Source organism: Paenibacillus sp. QJM3NY_38 (assembly GCF_056173265.1).
Genome location: NZ_CM149665.1, coordinates 3,916,445 through 3,933,353, shown reverse-complemented (window position 1 = coordinate 3,933,353; position 16,909 = coordinate 3,916,445). Strand labels below are relative to the sequence as shown.

20 protein-coding genes and 1 pseudogene are annotated in these 16,909 nt (G+C 44.9%); 19 read left to right on the top strand and 2 right to left on the bottom strand.

Going from position 1 to position 16,909, the window contains the following annotated elements; all coding sequences use genetic code 11:
• Window positions 1–268 precede the first annotated feature (268 nt).
• The 4 genes and pseudogenes from AC0VZ8_RS18100 to AC0VZ8_RS18085 form a co-directional block, all read left to right on the top strand.
• Window positions 269–529 (top strand): annotated as a pseudogene (locus AC0VZ8_RS18100) (hypothetical protein); the annotation flags it as partial.
• A 306-nt stretch (window positions 530–835) separates the two neighbouring features.
• Window positions 836–1,312: a YqeG family HAD IIIA-type phosphatase gene (locus AC0VZ8_RS18095; protein WP_260068356.1), complete on the top strand. Its 477-nt coding sequence runs from the start codon at window positions 836–838 to the stop codon at window positions 1,310–1,312.
• Window positions 1,313–1,701: 389 nt separating this feature from the next.
• Window positions 1,702–3,159 (top strand): S8 family serine peptidase, encoded by a 1,458-nt coding sequence (locus AC0VZ8_RS18090; protein ID WP_475483918.1) that lies wholly within the window; start codon window positions 1,702–1,704, stop codon window positions 3,157–3,159.
• Window positions 3,160–4,012: 853 nt separating this feature from the next.
• A complete protein-coding gene (locus AC0VZ8_RS18085; RefSeq protein ID WP_475483917.1) occupies window positions 4,013–4,489 on the top strand; it encodes a GNAT family N-acetyltransferase in 477 nt (158 codons plus the stop codon).
• Window positions 4,490–4,560: 71 nt separating this feature from the next.
• On the opposite strand, the gene AC0VZ8_RS18080 is transcribed toward AC0VZ8_RS18085, so the two are convergent.
• Window positions 4,561–4,902 (bottom strand): winged helix-turn-helix transcriptional regulator, encoded by a 342-nt coding sequence (locus tag AC0VZ8_RS18080; RefSeq protein WP_071220787.1) that lies wholly within the window; start codon window positions 4,900–4,902, stop codon window positions 4,561–4,563.
• Between the two features lie 106 nt (window positions 4,903–5,008).
• Between AC0VZ8_RS18080 and AC0VZ8_RS18075 the strand changes: the two genes are divergently transcribed.
• The 8 genes from AC0VZ8_RS18075 (at window position 5,009) to AC0VZ8_RS18040 (ending at window position 10,548) form a co-directional block, all read left to right on the top strand.
• The gene (locus tag AC0VZ8_RS18075) at window positions 5,009–5,923 is read left to right on the top strand and encodes an arginase family protein (RefSeq protein ID WP_475483916.1); all 915 of its coding nucleotides are present in this window, start codon (window positions 5,009–5,011) and stop codon (window positions 5,921–5,923) included.
• Window positions 5,924–6,179: 256 nt separating this feature from the next.
• Window positions 6,180–6,662: a DUF2975 domain-containing protein gene (locus AC0VZ8_RS18070; protein WP_475483915.1), complete on the top strand. Its 483-nt coding sequence runs from the start codon at window positions 6,180–6,182 to the stop codon at window positions 6,660–6,662.
• A 10-nt stretch (window positions 6,663–6,672) separates the two neighbouring features.
• Complete coding sequence (locus tag AC0VZ8_RS18065) at window positions 6,673–6,897, top strand: helix-turn-helix domain-containing protein (protein ID WP_071220789.1); 225 nt, start codon at window positions 6,673–6,675, stop codon at window positions 6,895–6,897.
• Window positions 6,898–7,150: 253 nt separating this feature from the next.
• A complete protein-coding gene (locus AC0VZ8_RS18060) occupies window positions 7,151–7,711 on the top strand; it encodes a hypothetical protein (RefSeq protein WP_475483914.1) in 561 nt (186 codons plus the stop codon).
• Window positions 7,712–8,015: 304 nt separating this feature from the next.
• Window positions 8,016–8,786 carry a TetR/AcrR family transcriptional regulator gene (locus AC0VZ8_RS18055; RefSeq protein ID WP_475483913.1) on the top strand — a complete coding sequence of 257 codons (771 nt, stop codon included), beginning with the start codon at window positions 8,016–8,018 and terminating at the stop codon, window positions 8,784–8,786.
• A 26-nt stretch (window positions 8,787–8,812) separates the two neighbouring features.
• Complete coding sequence (gene map, locus AC0VZ8_RS18050; protein WP_475483912.1) at window positions 8,813–9,559, top strand: type I methionyl aminopeptidase; 747 nt, start codon at window positions 8,813–8,815, stop codon at window positions 9,557–9,559.
• A 324-nt stretch (window positions 9,560–9,883) separates the two neighbouring features.
• Entirely contained in the window at window positions 9,884–9,988 is a 105-nt protein-coding gene (locus AC0VZ8_RS18045) for a DUF6254 family protein (RefSeq protein WP_015735743.1), read from the top strand.
• 152 nt (window positions 9,989–10,140) lie between these two features.
• Complete coding sequence (locus tag AC0VZ8_RS18040) at window positions 10,141–10,548, top strand: helix-turn-helix domain-containing protein (protein WP_475483911.1); 408 nt, start codon at window positions 10,141–10,143, stop codon at window positions 10,546–10,548.
• Window positions 10,549–10,593: 45 nt separating this feature from the next.
• Here the strand turns inward: AC0VZ8_RS18040 and AC0VZ8_RS18035 are convergent, their stop codons facing one another.
• Window positions 10,594–11,232 (bottom strand): NADPH-dependent F420 reductase, encoded by a 639-nt coding sequence (locus AC0VZ8_RS18035; protein WP_475483910.1) that lies wholly within the window; start codon window positions 11,230–11,232, stop codon window positions 10,594–10,596.
• A gap of 130 nt (window positions 11,233–11,362) precedes the next feature.
• On the opposite strand from AC0VZ8_RS18035, the gene AC0VZ8_RS18030 reads away from it, so the two are divergent.
• From AC0VZ8_RS18030 to AC0VZ8_RS18000, 7 genes are all read left to right on the top strand, one after another.
• Window positions 11,363–11,686, top strand: a complete 324-nt coding sequence (locus AC0VZ8_RS18030; RefSeq protein WP_475483909.1) for a winged helix-turn-helix transcriptional regulator — start codon at window positions 11,363–11,365, stop codon at window positions 11,684–11,686.
• A 204-nt stretch (window positions 11,687–11,890) separates the two neighbouring features.
• Window positions 11,891–12,364 carry a MerR family transcriptional regulator gene (locus AC0VZ8_RS18025; protein ID WP_475483908.1) on the top strand — a complete coding sequence of 158 codons (474 nt, stop codon included), beginning with the start codon at window positions 11,891–11,893 and terminating at the stop codon, window positions 12,362–12,364.
• The gene (locus AC0VZ8_RS18020) at window positions 12,348–12,785 is read left to right on the top strand and encodes a hypothetical protein (RefSeq protein ID WP_475483907.1); all 438 of its coding nucleotides are present in this window, start codon (window positions 12,348–12,350) and stop codon (window positions 12,783–12,785) included. The genes AC0VZ8_RS18025 and AC0VZ8_RS18020 overlap by 17 nt, the downstream gene beginning before the upstream one ends.
• Before the next feature lie 310 nt (window positions 12,786–13,095).
• Entirely contained in the window at window positions 13,096–13,737 is a 642-nt protein-coding gene (locus AC0VZ8_RS18015; protein WP_071220797.1) for a glycoside hydrolase family 11 protein, read from the top strand.
• Between the two features lie 227 nt (window positions 13,738–13,964).
• Window positions 13,965–14,807 carry a formylglycine-generating enzyme family protein gene (locus tag AC0VZ8_RS18010; protein WP_475483906.1) on the top strand — a complete coding sequence of 281 codons (843 nt, stop codon included), beginning with the start codon at window positions 13,965–13,967 and terminating at the stop codon, window positions 14,805–14,807.
• Between the two features lie 185 nt (window positions 14,808–14,992).
• Window positions 14,993–15,631, top strand: a complete 639-nt coding sequence (locus AC0VZ8_RS18005; RefSeq protein ID WP_475483905.1) for a TetR/AcrR family transcriptional regulator — start codon at window positions 14,993–14,995, stop codon at window positions 15,629–15,631.
• A complete protein-coding gene (locus AC0VZ8_RS18000; RefSeq protein WP_475483904.1) occupies window positions 15,628–16,887 on the top strand; it encodes a glycosyltransferase in 1,260 nt (419 codons plus the stop codon). The genes AC0VZ8_RS18005 and AC0VZ8_RS18000 overlap by 4 nt, the downstream gene beginning before the upstream one ends.
• Window positions 16,888–16,909 lie beyond the last annotated feature (22 nt).

The following is a 16,909-nucleotide window of genomic DNA, read 5'->3' as shown; positions in this document are numbered from 1 at the left end:
TTTCTTTTGAAGACCAGGGAAGAAGCTGCGTACAAGTCGCTCAGAATGACTTTACGCAGCTTCCTTTTTGAGCGTTGACTTACCTATCCAGGATAGAGAGTTTACAGCTTCACGTAAACGAAATTAACCCAAACTTAAACTTGAGGTCACTTTGCCTTTCGATAAGGGAGGTAGAATGGGGTGTAAAGCGAAGGCAGAGTTATTAAGGAGGTAAGTTAACCAACATGAAGATTGAGCATAAAAAAGTTTCAGCAGAGCTACAGACAGCGCGATCGCGGGGGCGTGGGGAATGCTGGTGCTAACTTCCCGGCATGGGCCGCAGCGTTTTCTGCACCCGATGGCATTGGCTTGGATTTCGTCGGGCATGCTGTTCTCTTATAATCTCTTTTCCGCTATTCGTACCGATTCGCAGTTCTCGCCAGAGTACCCACTGCTGCGGATGCTGACCACAGAGGCCGGTGTCATCTTAGGTGTAATGATGATTATGATCATTCTGTTCGTTCTGCATGAACGTCGTCGGGCCTTGTAGGTTTATGCACCCAGACATATAGCTCGAACCTTAACATTTTCAGGACCGGACGATCCGTTGGAACATGTCCATGTTTATTGTAATATCAATTCGGAACATTACGTCGTTCAGGCTGCGGGCATCTTTACCTGTCGGAAGGAAAAAACAAACATGCTTATGAAGTCGCGGAAATCGCGGCTTTTTTGTTTAGGCGAAACTAAACATACAGACCATCCAAGAGAAATGATTGTTCAAAAGTATGATTTTAACAGAATGAAGGCAATCTATACACGATTGGCTCACTTATCAAAGTAGTGGAGGATATGTATGTCTATTTTTAAACCATCGAAAATTGCGCGCTCGATTTATGAGATTGACGGAGAAACACTCCAGCAGGCAGGTATTAAAGGGATCATCCTTGACTGGACCAATACCATAACGACGAAAAATGCTGAAACCATAACAGATTTGATGAAAGATTGGCTGAATAACATGCAGTCCCGATACGGAATTAAGGTGATCATCGTCTCTAACAGCAAACCACCGATGCATGGTCACGGACAGATCCATGAGATTCCAGCATTGTTCGAAGCCGGTAAACCGAAGAAAAAAGCGTTCTTAGCCGCATTGAATCTACTCGGAACGCGCAGTAACGAGACAGCCGTTATCGGAAACGGCATCATCACCGATTTATGGGGTGGAAACCGTCTGGGGATGTACACGATTTTCATATCTTCATCATGGGCGAAACCTCGGATTTTAGGCGTAGTCAAACGACTATTCGTAAAAGTGCTCCGAGTATAAACATGCGTGCTACAGTTGGAACATAATTGATGTGATTTGCGGGGTGAACGGATTGGATTTTTTGGCCGCGTTCACTATTTAAGATATTTTAATATTTCTCCTCTTTTTTCTTAAGGTATCTTCCTAGACGGTAGACGGCTATTTTGTGGGTTTCGATAATTACGTAGAGCTGCTAGGAAGTGAAAGTTATCCATTTACTTTTGAAGAGGATCATGCTAAAAGAATAGATAGCGCTTAATCGTATCAGCGACATACAACCATGGTATTATAGACTGCAACCCCGAAGATATTAGGTTCGGGGTTGTTTTTTGTTACTTCATTCAACTAGCCAAATGAATGATCAAGAAATAAGCTAAAGATGTATATTGCTTTAGAAGGAGCATGAATCCATGAGAAAATTACCTGAACCTACGTGGTCACGACTAGGCTTTTCAGAAGCTCCGAATTTTACGGAATCCGGGAAAAACATTGGTATCGTCATCATTGATACAATTACCCCTCATCCTGCACTTCAGCATTTAGGCGATCGATTACAATACGTCACCGTTCATGACGACTTCTCCATTACATGCCGAAATATTGCTTTAGAAGAGCCCGTTGAACATGATGACGCTAGTGGTGAGCATGGGTTAATGACACTACTGGCACTATCTCATAAACCTTTTGTTTTCCAAGGAAAAACGCATATAGGCATTGCACCGGCGGCTCATTATATCGTGCTTAACCACGGGGCGTTCAAGACTGGGGAAGGAGAACGATTACAAGCCGGGATCGAGTGGATATTGAATAAGCAGAAAGAATGGAATATTCAAATCATATTAAGTACGGGATGGCATGCACTAGATCATCAGGTATATCTAAAAAGCACAAGCAAAAACAGCACGGTTCAGGCACTAGCTTCAGCCGTAAGGAGTGGGGTTCTCGTGGTCTGTGCAAATGGGAATACGAGAACAGCGAATATGTTGCCGCCTCGCGAATATCTAGCCGTGGGGGGATACAATGACCGAGGCCGCGCAGAGCGCCACACCCATGTACCATTTCCCGATGAACCGTATGGACGAAATGCCGAGGGGCACTTCAGGCCTGACGTTCTAGCACCACGAGTATACTTGACCGTTCCTTTTTGTGAATCCAATAAAAAAGCAGATGTCGTTTCCTATTATGAGGGAACATCAGGCGCAGCAACACTCGTATCCGGAGTCGCAGCATACCTAATGTCTACATTCAAAGGTTTAGATGCAGCAACTTTACGCACTGCATTGACTACATACGGTGATCGTATACATGGCTACGATAATCTAGCCCCCAGGGTTAACGTCGCCAAAACAAAAACCGCAATTGAATTGGGTCAGATAACGAATCAACCCCAAGGAGCTTTACGGTCCCTGCGGATCAGGGACACACATATCGCACTACACTCCCAAGATGATATCAAAAGGGCGATATCCCTATCTACTCTCGTGGAAAGGCACCTTTGCTCACGGAACCTTATATGGCAGTATTCATTCGATCGCTCGCCCATCGTAAGAAAAATCGCTGTTTGTGCTTTGGAAAAGCCCATAAACGAATATGAGCGAAAGGTTTTCTGGGAGCGATTAGCTCAGGAATCCGAAGGCGGCGTCCGTGGTTGGTATGCCTATGCATTATTGCAAGACGCAAGGAAAAATGAAGTTTCCAAGTGGATTCCATTGTCAACGGATATCAATTGGACGGTTCGATGGTGTGTAAGGGAATACCTTGCCATGTTTCCTGACTTCTTTCCGCAATTTGAACCGACGCATGATCCAGATTCTATAATTTCAAAAGCCTCTCCGCTAATACAATGGCTACGCGGACAGAATGGATAAGAGGACAGAATGGATAAGCGCGGAGCCCCATTTCCCCGAAAGAGCTGGAATCCGATTCATTAATGTGAACGCGTCGGACAATTGATGGACAGTGTGCAATGATGTGTCGGTGTGCGCAGCTGTATGCGGACAGGAGATCCGCTATTTCCCAACAACTGTACCAAAATCACAGATTCGCGGACACAGAATCCGTTATTCTCGGATTTTTCTTATTTTTTGCTGTGATTTTCAGGCAATAGCGGAACCTGTGTCCGCCTAACCTTATGTTTAGCACCTTTTCTTACAAATAGCGGAACCACGGTCCAAACGGAGTTGGTTTAATAGCTTCTTCCTCATACCCCCCCAAAAAAAAGATGATTGGTTTCCCTTATGGGTTTCCAACAATGTCTACTTTAAGGGCGTTCAATTAATTAAATGTATCTTAAGCCTCTGTTTCTATATGACCCCCGTCAGTAGAATCGTCTTCCCGCGAATCCCTTGCCCTTTACCTTTCGAAGAACCCTCCAGCTCATTACCATCCCCAATCCCCAACAACAGGGTTTGCGGAAGTATTGACCAACGAGTCAGCAGAAATCGGTGTAACAGATGTATAAGCGACAACGATCAAAATGGGATACCGTTCATCTGGATGATCCATCAACAGGAATGCTAAAACGCAGCTTATATGAGCAAAAAAATAAAACCGGCACAATAATGTGCCGGTTAATTCATACCCACCTAAAAAAGGCATGGATACATAATAGTCTATAAAAAATTTCAATATAAGTCTATTACTTTTTTTGGATAAATTGTATGTTATATAAGCGACCGCGGCGCAACGATCAACCCAAAATAATGAAGGGAGAAACCTTGAATGATTACACTCAGGAAAATCACGTTAGAAAACCGACGTGCCATATTTAATCTGGAGGTCTCAGAAGATCAACGGCGCTTCGTAGCGTCCAATTTGTCGAGCGTGGCTTCGTGTTATGTCCTCGCAACCAATGGGGGGCAGCCATTTCCATTTGCCATTTACGCGGATGAGCAGCCGGTTGGTTTTGTTATGATTACCTACAGAATCACCGGATATGAACTTCCGACAATCGCAGACGACAGCTATTGCATCCTGCGGCTGATGATTGACCAGCAATTTCAGAACAGAGGCTATGGTCGGGAAGCCATGAAAAAAATCTTGGAATTTGTCCGTACCTTTCCTGCGGGGCCTGCACATTACTGCTGGATTTCTTATAAGGCTGATAACGCAGCCGCCAAAAAGCTTTATGAAAGCTACGGCTTCCGTGACAACGGCGAAATCGAAAACGACGAGCTAATAACCGTTATACGACTCTAATTCACTGTTTCAATGGATCAACCTTTGAAAGCCGCATGTTATGCGGCTTTTTTGCAATTAGAAAATAGGGCTCAATGGTGTTGGTTCTTTACTCCCCACTCACATAACTGTTCCAAAATGGGTAATAGAGTTTCCGCTTTATCTGTAAGACTGTACTCGACTTTTGGCGGAACTTGAGGATATTCTTTGCGTGTCACCAGACCGTCCGCTTCCAGTTCCTTGAGCTGTGAGCTCAATGTTTTGTAAGTGATTGCTCCTATTTGTCTTTTCAGATCATTAAAGCGAACGGTTTGGTTTTCAGCCAAGAGGTACATAATCACCATTTTCCATTTGCCGCCAATAATCGAAATGGTATAACCAAAAGGTGTGTCTTGGACATTCTTAACTTTACCTTTAAATTCCTCCATACTCATACTGAACACTATCCTTTCGGGTAGTACCTATCATAAATGTGCGTACTACTTTTATATTTGTGCTCAGTCTATACTAACCTTACTTTGATGTAAAGGAGAGAAACAAATGACTAAAAAAACAATACGTCTGTTAATGCCACAATGGCAAGGAGGAAACAACCCGAACTACTCTTTTGGAGCCGAGCTGCTTGCATGGCTAGCTCCGGACAATGATCAGCCCCTTATCCATGTACCTGTTCAAGCTTATGATGGAACTCCGCTCGAAAACGAGAACGGTATGAATGGAAGACAACAGCTTCTTGAACAGCTAAAGGCTGCTCATCATCTTATTGAGGCTCATCAGCCGGATCGCGTTATCATGTTTGGTGGTGATTGCCTAGTTGAACAAGCTCCATTTGCCTATTTAAACGAACGGTACGGTGGGGAATTAGGTTTGGTATGGATCGATGCTCACTCTGATTTGGTCAATTATGTCGGCTATGATAACGGGCACGCAGTACCTCTCGGGAACCTTTTGGGAGAAGGAGATGAGGAGTTCGCAAAACATGTGAAAACCCCGCTAAAACCAGAAAATGTCTTTATTGCGGGATTAGCGGCTCCTACAGAAGAAGAAGCTGCTGTAATTTCTGAAGCATTTCAAAGATTAGGTGTTGCACCTACAGAACCGGACACGGAAATGATTCAAAGGCTTGGTATTCGAACAGCCGGAACGAAGGAGTTAGCGAGCAGCACTGAATCTATAAAAGAATGGATCATAGAAAGCGGCATTAAACACCTGGCTATTCATCTTGATTTAGACGTGCTTGATCCAAAGGCTTTTCGTTCGGTATTATTCGCCAACCCGGAAGAACCCTTTAATTTATCTCCAAAGGGAACCATGCAATTGCCTCAACTACTGAGTTTGATTAAAGAACTATCAGAAGAAACCGATGTCGTTGGGTTAGGTATAACAGAGCATTTGCCGTGGGACTCCATCAACCTGAAGAAACTCCTTGGAGAAATACCCATTTTAAATAACTAAAGGCATCCATGAATTTTATAGAATAATGAACTGCATAATCCTAAAGATACACCCACGCATTAGGGTGTATTTTTTTGGTGGTAGTAAGGGGTGGCAGCAAGTGTAGTGATTCAGATTGATTACGTTTCAATGGAAGTATTTCTTTGGAGATATCAGCTTAACAATATAAATATACACATAAACGTTAATTATTTATTGCAAAACGATAAATTAATTGCTAAAATCAAATTCATAATCATGAAGTGAGGTGCTTTTTATGAAACGAGGGTCCACATTATTTTTAAGGATTGCTGTCATTCTTATTGGAATTCCAGTTCTAGCTCTGTGCATATTTGTGGTACCAGAGATAGCGGAATTTATTGCAGAATTGTATCCAGATCATACTTATTTGAGATATCTTGTTTTCATTGATTTGTATGCAACCGCGATACCGTTTTACTTTGCTTTGTATCAGGCGTATAAGCTTCTAGGCTATATTGACAAGAACAAAGCTTTCTCGGAATTATCCGTACGCGTTCTAAAGAATATAAAAAACTGTGCAACCATAATTAGCAGCTTGTTTGTGGTAGGCATGCCGCTCTTCTATCTGATAGCGGAGAAAGACGATGCCCCAGGTATCATACTCATCGGAATGGCCCTGATTTTTGCGTCCATGGTGATTGCCGTATTTGCTGCTGTTCTTCAAAAGCTTTTAAAAGAGGCAATTGATATAAAATCTGAGAATGATTTGACGGTCTGAGGTGATAACTATGGCGATTATTATCAATATTGATGTGATGCTGGCTAAACGAAAAATGAGCGTAACCGAGCTTTCGGAGAGGGTTGGAATTACCATGGCCAATCTGTCTATATTGAAAAACGGAAAGGCCAAAGCCATTAGGCTTTCAACGTTAGAAGCTATATGCAAAGCGCTGGAATGCCAGCCTGGAGATATTTTAGAATACAAAAGTGACGAGAACACGCAAGAATCATAAAGCAGGGATCTAAAAAGTCGCCATTTCGGCGATTTTTTTGTGTTTCATAAGCAATCTTGATGATTGTCTGAAGTGAAACAGAATCGAATCATAAACGGACCTTCGATATTAATGTGAAGCAGGTTAGACTTGCGTCTCTTAACATGTGGTAAAATGGTTGTCAAGAACCATAGAAGAGGGGTTGGAATCTTGATTCGGGGAGTCATTATCGAAGGGTTGTCAACTAAAGTAATTAAGTAATGAGGGGGAGAACATGATTTTACTATTAAGAACTATAATGATTGTACTATTCGTATCTTTAATCGGGTGTCAGCAAAATACGAGTTCAACAGAAAACCTCACTGCTGAATCAGATCTAGCAGGTTTTGTAGAGCCAGAACCATCGGATTGGGTGAAATATATAACGCCAGTCAGAGAGTACATGTATTATAGAACGCAAGCCGTGGTTAACAAGGATATACATATTTTATGGGACCGCTATCCGGATCTTAAAGAGAATGTTGACCTCAAACTAGGCATAAATATAGAGGAAAATGAGGTTGAATCCTTAAATCAACATGTTCATTTGTTGGATGCCAATTATAATGTTGAAGGTTATGAACGAATGAAAGTGAAAACGATAAGTGATCATGAAGTAGAAGTTCTCATTCATGCAAGTATAGTTTATATGAGAGATGATTTTGATGAGTCTGGAGGAGAGCATTTAATTATGCTCTTCTTAGAACATAAGAACAATCATTGGGCCGTCGTAAAAACGGATGAATATACTTTACCGGAATACAAAGAATGGATGAAGGAAAAGGAACAAATCTAATCTATTGCTAAGCTATCCTAAGCGAGCTGGAACGATAGGTGAATAATGCGTTGAAGGCAGCCGACCAGCATGACCGGCTGCCTTTTAAGTTTGAAGCTTGCATCGTTTATGGGCCGATTAAACACCATGACATCCGTTAGCGTAGCAATGTTCCAACCGGATCGCTCGTTCGAGGTTAAGCCGATGGTCAAGCAACGATTTCTAGGTTGAGCTGAATATCTTCCACTAATCTCTTGTTATTCGCAAGCTGATGTTTTATATTGACATAAGAGTAGGTCAAAAATAAAAGAGGTGATTAGACTAGATGACTCCACGCACGAAGGAACAAAACGAAGAGATCCGGCTGCGACGTCTGGCGCAAATTCGGAAAGCCGCTGCCGATGTGTTTTTGGATAAAGGTCCTTTACTGGAAATCCGAGATGTGGCCGCGCAGGCGGGACTCGGCTATGGCACGGTATACCATTATTACAGCAATAAAGGCGATTTACTCCACGATCTGCTATGGGATGCATTGGAGCGAGACGGTGAATGGCTGAAGGCCCCGCTAGATGCTCCACTAGAAGCCGTGATGAAGCTTCCGCCGGAGGTCCCGGGTGCATCGACTACGGGGGAGATGCCAGCGAGCGGGCTTTTCGGCTTGGCTGCTGCGCCGGACACCGGAAAGCCGGCTGCCGCGGATTCCCGTATGGGAAGCCACGAAACGGCCGCTGCCGCAGAGCTCGGCCCCGTCGCGGTAGCCGGCGTCCGGCTGCTGCAGCTTTGGGCGGAGGACCATGCCCTGTACCTGCTGCATAAGCTGGCCGGTGAGCGCTTTGCCTCGCTGCCTGAAGCGCGCTCAGCCCCGCTCCTGGCCGCCTTTCGCCGGGAGGTGCTCACGCCTCTTGCCGCGCTGCTGGAAACCGGGCGCGCGGAGGACGGGGCTGCGGCTTCCGGCGGAAACGCGGCAGAGCAGCAGAATTGGCTGCAGCGCGCGGAAATGCTGCTGGCCGCCTTGGTCGGCTGCGCCACGCTTTCGCTTCGCCGCGGTAAGCTGCGCGAAGAGGCCAGGGATATCGTCCTGTTTTTAAAACTATAGTATGGATAAGGAGTGAATAAACATAGATGATCATCTTAAAATCACCAAGGGAAATCGAGGAGATGAAGCCGGCGGGCCAAATCGTTGCGGACTGCTACCGTGAGGTTGCCAAACTGATCGAGCCTGGGATCACCACCCGCGAAATCAATGACTTTGTTGCCAGACACATCACCAAACTCGGCGGCAAGCAGTTTACGAAAGGGTATAACGGTTTCCCCGCAGAAACCTGCACTTCGGTCAACGATGTGGTGGCCCACGGCATTCCTTCGAATCGGGCGCTTATGGACGGCGATTTGCTGAAGCTCGACATCGTGGTGGAATACGGCGGTTGGTTCGGCGATTCATGCTGGTGCTATCCGGTGGGCAATATCCGGCCGGAAGCACAAAAATTAATGAAGGTGACAAAGGAATGCTTGGATCTGGGGATCGCCCGGGCACTCCCTGGAGGCCGGCTCGGCGACATAACGTCGGCGATTCAACAGCATGCGGAATCGAACGGGTACTCCGTCGTACGCGATCTGCTGGCGCACGGGATCGGGCGGAGCCTGCACGAGGAGCCGAACTACGAGCATATCGGCGTAGCCGGCAAAGGCATTCGATTAAAGGAAGGTATGGTGTTTACGATTGAACCGATGCTCAACGAAGGTACGTTCCGTATCACGATCGACGACGATCAGTGGACGGCGAGAACGGCTGACGGCAAGCTGTCGGCTCAATATGAGCATACAATCGCAATCACGTCGGACGGACCGCTGATATTAACGGCCCAGTAAGAATAGAGGCGAACGGACGGCGGTGCGGAAATAAGTCGCCAACCCGGTAAGCGAGATCATCCAAGCTCTCGCCTCAAGCGTGACTTCGGGTGGTCTGCCGGATGCTTTCTCCAACCGATTAGATTCGAGAAGGTAAGTGGGCTGTTAAGGAATTCATTGGCCACACACCTTCTCCGATCATGACCTGTATAATAGAGAAGTCATCGAGTACATAACTGTTTTTAAAACAATTGACTCTATATGAATTTCATGAATGAACAGAGCTGAGGAATGACAATATAAGTAAGTGGTATACAATTCAGTTTCCAAAGGAGGATATCTGTCATGGCTCACCAGAAGAGAAGGAAAGAAGCTGCCTGGAAGTCGCGAAAGCAAGAACAGCATCCCCATGGTAAAATCAAATCGCTCAAGGAATTGTCCAGCGAATAGGATGAAGAGTATACTGCTTGGAAGAGAGAAAGACTGTCGGCGTATAATGCCGGCAGTCTTCTTTTTTGTATCACTCATTAGATATCCCGGTTTACTTTCCCCTAATTATCTCTTAATATATGGATAACAAGAGATAAGGGAAGGTGTTTAAAATGAATGCTAAAGAAGCAGCGTTATTACTTGGGGTTCATTACAAAACGATTCTTAACATGATAAATGATGGGCGTTTAGCCGCTTCGAAAAACGACTCTGGAGATTGGGTAATTAGCGAGAGCAATTTGGCTGCCCGTGAGCAGCGGATTGATGATATGGAGTTTGTAGCGATCTACACTCATATGGCCGTACAGATGATTGAAAAAGCTCATCATCGTGCTATAAACGCAGCAAAAGAAGAACTAATTCACGTGGCACGTGCAATGATAAAGGTCAAAGACAATCGAAATGAGTTGAATCAGCAAGTAAAACGCCTTCAAAATGCATTAGATGGATATAAAGCAGCGGAAGCCTTCACTCTCACTGTGGATTCAATCAAAAAACAAGCGGAAAGTGAGAATCACTAGTACTTGCTAAGTTAAGGTCATAGCCCCAGCCAGCTGTATTAACACTTAATGTCTTAAAAGGGCAAAGGATGACCCTGGCGATTGCAGTTGAATTTCACTAATCACACATGCAAGCATGATTGATTCTTGTAGTAAGCTTTGCCGAATATCACCTAAATCAACGACCATTGACCAACCGAGATCGTTAAGAAGAAACCTGACCTGGTCTTTGGAAGGTGCATGGTTGCCGGATACGAACATGATCGGTGAACCTTCTTTATATCGGGGATTTACCATGATCTTATCGCTAACTGTATTAAGTGTCTTAACCACATGACTCTCCAGTAATATGGACTGGACGATCTCTCCTGCTGAAGTATTCGTAAGGAGCAAGCGCGGCCCATTGTCAAAATGGACGGCATTGCTTACATCAATAACCGTTTTGTTTTTTAGATACACAGGCTCGATGGTTTCAATCACTTCTTTCATATGGGCCCAAGGGAGAGCCGCAATAATAACCTCACCAAACTGAGCTGCTTCGGCAAATGATGCAATGTCTCCTGAATTGCCAACCTCATGTTTCCAAAGATCATATTTTCCGCTATGGGGTGTTCGGCTGCTGATGAGAATTTGATGACCTGATTTCGCGAGTCCTTTCCCTAAGGACTGACCTACATTTCCCGCTCCGAGAATTCCAATGCGCATGGATGCATCTCCTTTCTAGGTGTGATTGTATTCTCAATTAAATAGCGATAACAATTAGGCACTTTTTTGTAACCAACCTTTTGCTTAAAGAAAAATGATACACTATGGATAAAAATGGGGGGGCGAAGTAATGCCTGTTCAACGAAATGAATGTCCCGTTGAGGTCGTATTTTCCATGTTAAGCGGGAGATGGAAAATTCCAATCTATAGATTTTTGTATAAAAACTCAATACCCGTTCGGTATAGCGAATTGCTGCGACATTTACCATCCATTTCGAAAAAAATATTGACTGAGCAGCTTCGTGAGCTTGAGCGGGATGGAATCATCGATAGAACATCGTATCCGGAGCCTCGGCCTAGAGTAGAATATACGCTGACACCGAAGGGTCGAACCATGATTGAATTTCTGGATTCGATGAGTGAGTGGGGGAAAAAGCACATCCTATCGGAATGATATCAGCCCCTAAATAGTTAGCCGTGGACAGGGCAGGTGATCTCGTTGACGCGGGGGCGAAAAGGGCAGCAACGGTGAGCGAAACAATTGAGACTAGCCTACTGGATATCATATGCCCTCATGCCAACGATTGCTTGATTGCTCTGATAATAAAATTACATTATGACTTGACATTGGAGCTTACTCCAATGTTATTTTGAATTCATGGAAAAACTTTATTCTATACAAGAAGTTTCGCAGCTGCTTGGGATTCCAAAGGATACGCTTCGGTACTATGACCGGATAGGAATCGTATCACCGTTCCGTGAAGACAATCGGTACCGCAGGTATTCGAAGAACGACCTCATCGATTTGATGAATATCCAAATCATGCAGTACGCGGACTTCACGCTTGAAGAGATCAAGGGAACGTTTGGATTCCACAGGAAGGAGAATGTAGACCCTGCTTATTGCCGTGAGGTTGCTTCGTTCCTCGATGCCAAGAATGCAGAAACGCACAAGAAAATGGCCCATCTGGAAAAGGTCAGTCAGTTGCTCGACGTAGCAGCAGAAACGCTAAGGGACTTTAATCATGAAAGCGACCAACGGCTGGCAGAAATCGTTCGCGAGCTTTACCGCTCTATTCACAAGAAGGCACCGGAAATATCTGAGGAGGGATGTCATGGGCATCAAGGTTAGGAATTTTTATTTTTTGACTGCCGGCCTTCTGGCGATACTGTTTGCCTTCACGCACGCATGGAACGGGCAATCCACTGTGCTGCCAGTGCTCCATGCGAGTGCGATAGCGATGGACACCCAAACAATATTCATGTATGTATGGCACATCATCACGGCGGAAAATCTGATTTTCGGCTTTATCTTCATTTTTATGTCATTCCAAAGTGAACGATCAAAGACCCACTTCGCCGTCTGGACCATCGTATCGCTTCTGCTCGTCCGGCTGCTGGTCATTCTTGGTATCACGGCATTACAAGACATATCGGCGCTTAGGGATACGTTAATCGATTCGATTGCGATCGTAATCTATGTCATCTTCACCATAATGGGTATAAGAAGGAAGCCGAAGGGGTTCGGAGATCAAATGAGCGACAATTCATGAAAAGACTATCCAATCATCGGATGGAACAAGGGAAAAAGGATAAGGGGTATATTACTTTTGTGAAGTAGAAGGGTCTGTCGGTAATTTACCGGCAGTCTTTTTTTTATGATCTATCCGCCCTCGCAAGTCCCTAAAATTGTAAAATAATCTAGATATCATATTTAATTTGCTAAGTGTTTTTGAAACCGCTATCATTCTATAATTTACTTGGAAAGGAGGTAAAAGGAAAAAAGGATAAGAAAAATCGCATGCTGAGCACAGCCAAGAAAATCAACGCAAGGCACAATTCAACAATATGAGGAGGTAGATTATGTTTAAGTTTAAGTTTGGTAAGAAAATGATGACGGTTATTCTTGCAGCTACCATGAGTTTTGGTATGTTTGCAACAACCTCAAGCGCAGCGACCGACTATTGGCAAAATTGGACCGATGGCGGCGGAACGGTGAATGCTGTTAACGGCTCCGGCGGTAATTACAGCGTGACATGGCAAAATACCGGAAATTTCGTTGTCGGCAAAGGCTGGAATACCGGATCGCCTAACCGAACGATTAACTACAATGCCGGCGTCTGGTCGCCGTCCGGTAATGGGTATTTGACACTCTACGGATGGACGAGAAACGCACTCATTGAGTATTACGTCGTAGATAGCTGGGGTACTTATCGACCTACCGGAACACATAAAGGGACAGTGACAAGTGATGGAGGCACATACGACATCTATACGACCATGCGATACAATGCACCTTCCATTGACGGAACACAAACGTTTGCCCAGTACTGGAGCGTTCGACAATCGAAAAGAGCGACTGGTGTCAACTCCGCCATCACTTTCAGCAACCATGTGAACGCATGGGCAAGTAAAGGAATGAATCTGGGGAGCAGCTGGTCTTATCAGGTGTTAGCAACAGAGGGTTATCAAAGCAGCGGAAGCTCTAACGTAACGGTATGGTAGCCAATCGCCATCCGTAAACTCAACTAACGGACACGGAGGGGAGCATCTCTTAGGAAAGCGGAATTCGGCTATCCGATTGACCATTCCCTTCGTTTTGCCCTAAGTCCGGATACGTTGCGGGCCGTTTTTCGCGGAGATGAACGGCCTTCGACGTAACGGGGAGGCAAGTTGCGGGCAGGCAACAACGGACTATCATTTTTTGTATTAGCTTAAAGGAGATATTATCAATGAGAAAGCTAATAATGTTCCTTTTAATAGCAGCAATGGCTGTGATCGGCGCTTGTTCGCAAGATCAGCCTGACAAGAATGATGATTTTGTATTGGTGAAAGGCGGGACCTTTAAGAACAACCAGTCTAACTACGCTGATAAAAAAGAAGCCTTATCGAACTTTTACATCGGCAAATATGAGGTCACCCAAAAAGAGTGGGTGGAAGTTATGGGCAGTAATCCATCTGCATTCAAAGGCGACCTATTGCCGGTTGAAATGGTAAGCTGGTATGACGTTGTGGAGTATTGTAATCAAAGAAGCATTCAAGAGGGCTTAAAACCATATTACAACATAGACAAGGTGAAAAAGGATGCGAATAATAGGAACGATAACGATAATATCAAATGGACCGTCACGATCAATGAGGGAGCTAACGGTTACCGGATGCCTACAGAAGCGGAATGGGAATACGCTGCGGGCGGAGGTCAGAACAGCAAGGGTTACATTTATAGCGGAAGCAATAATGCCGATGAGGTCGCATGGTATTGGAAGAACGCCGGAGACAAATACTTATCTGGGGATTGGAACTGGCCTATCATAGAGAGCAATCAGAATAAAACAAAATCGATCGGTACCCGGAAACCCAACGAGTTAGGAATCTACGATATGTCTGGAAACGTAAGGGAATGGTGCTGGGACTGGCATGGCGAATGGGGTAGTCCAAGCGGTTCCTTCCGGATAGTGAAGGGCGGCGGTTGGATCGGCGACGTCACCAACAACGAGATATCCTTCCGAGGGAAGTTCGATCCCAATGGCTTTGGCCCCGATCAAGGTTTTCGTGTCGTTCGCGGAGAAATATGACATTTTGTTGTCATGTTTCTTTTTTTATTCCGGATTTAGTTTGTGAAGTTGGTGTTTATCCGTGAGTCTTACCGCAAGATGGCCGCTGATTTCCTGGCTTGATGCAAGCAAGTCACCACACTATTGACCAAGTGGTCAATGTGTAATACAATTTGGTCAAATGATATTGACCAGGTGGTCAATCGGTGGAGGTGGCGTACAAACCAATGGAGCCAGATAAAAAACAAACCATTTTGCAGGCAGCTTTAGTAGAGTTTTATCACAAGGGCTATGAAGGAGCTTCAACCAATCAAATTACCAAAGCAGCTGGCGTATCCAAGGGGATTTTGTTTCATTATTTTTCGGACAAAAGAACGTTGTATTTAACGGTGGTGGATGAATGCTTAAAGCACTACTACCATTCACTGACTTCGTCACCTATGGATCTCTCCGAGGATCTGTTTCAGGCGATAGAGCAATTATCTCAAAAAAAGATGGATGTATTTAAAAGTGACCCCATCAGGTTTGGATTTATGGCTAAAACATTTCTGATTATGCCGGAAGAGCTGAAAGCGGATCTTCTGCTCAAACAACAACAGATGAACGAGGATTCCATACACCTATTGGCAAGCAGGATCGATCAGAGCCGTTTTAGGGAAGGAATCGATCCCAAGCAAGCTATCGAATTCGTATTACTTTCCCTTGAAACTCTAATTACGAAGCAAATGACCAAACGGTACGACGAGAAATCTACAGGAGAACTCGAGGCAAGTGCGGCTTTAGACACAAAACCCTATTTGGACATATTAAGGTACGGCATTTATCGTAAGGAGGGAAAAGAGTGAAAATAAAGTTGCTCACCATCGGAACAAGGGGAGATGTACAGCCGTTCATTGCCCTAGCCCAAGGTCTCCAGAACAACGGACATGACGTGGTTATGTGCACATCGCAGGATTTCGAAGGCTTCGTTCGAGGGCATGGTGTCGGTTTCGCACCAATACGGGCAAATATCATGAAACTAGCGCAATCTGCGGAAGGGAAACGCATGCTGGGCAGCAATCCCTTCGAGATTATGAAGCAGATGAAAAAGCTTATATATCCTATGATGCAGCAAATGCTCGATGACCTGTGGACCGCTTCTCAAGATGCGGACTGCCTTATCTACCATCCCAAAGCATTCGCTGGATATGATATTGCCCAAAAGCTGAATATTCCCGTATTCGCGGCTCATCCGATTCCGATCATTGCACCGACAGGCGCTTTCACCAATCCCATTTTACCTGTCACCTTCAGGAATCGATGGTTAAATGAAAAAAGCTATCATCTCAACCGTTTCATGCTGTTATCCTTCAAAAAATTGATGAATACATGGAGAAGAGATACGTTGCATTTACCTCCACGAAGTCTATTCTCCGATGATCTGCACGTAAACGGACGCGATATTCCGGTGCTTTACGGTTGCAGTCCTTCGATTTTGCCATTTGATCCGAAATGGAAGGATCGTGTCTGTATGGAGGGGTTTTGGTTTCTGGAAGATACCGATTGGGACCCACCAAGGGAGTTGGAGTCTTTTATCGCGTCAGGATCCCCGCCAATCGTTATCAGTTATAGCAGCATGCCTCTAAAGCATCCGGATCATGTGCTCGAGATGACTACGCAGGCTTTACGACAAACGGGGCAACGCGGCATCATTCTGGTTGGCTGGAGTGGAATGCAAATATCCGGGAATGGGGCCGAGAACATCCTGTGTATACAGGAAGCACCGCATGCATGGCTGTTTCCGCGAGCTGCAGGCGTTATTCATCATGGTGGAGCAGGGACGACAGCGGCCGTTTTGAGAGCAGGTAAGCCGATGACCATATCCCCGTTCAATGCGGATCAGCCTTTCTGGGCCAAGCGTATGAATGAGCTAGGTGTATCGACCAAGCCGATTCCTGAAAAATCAATGTCTGTAGCCAGTTTGGCTGAGCGAATAGCGGAGCTAACCAGTCATTCAACATTGTCAGCCAATGCAATGGCACTATCAGACCAAATTTTAGAGGAGAGAGGTGTTGATCGAACTGTAGAATTTATTGAGAGACGGTTGCATGATTACTTTTGAGAGAATTCCTTTAACAAGGGAT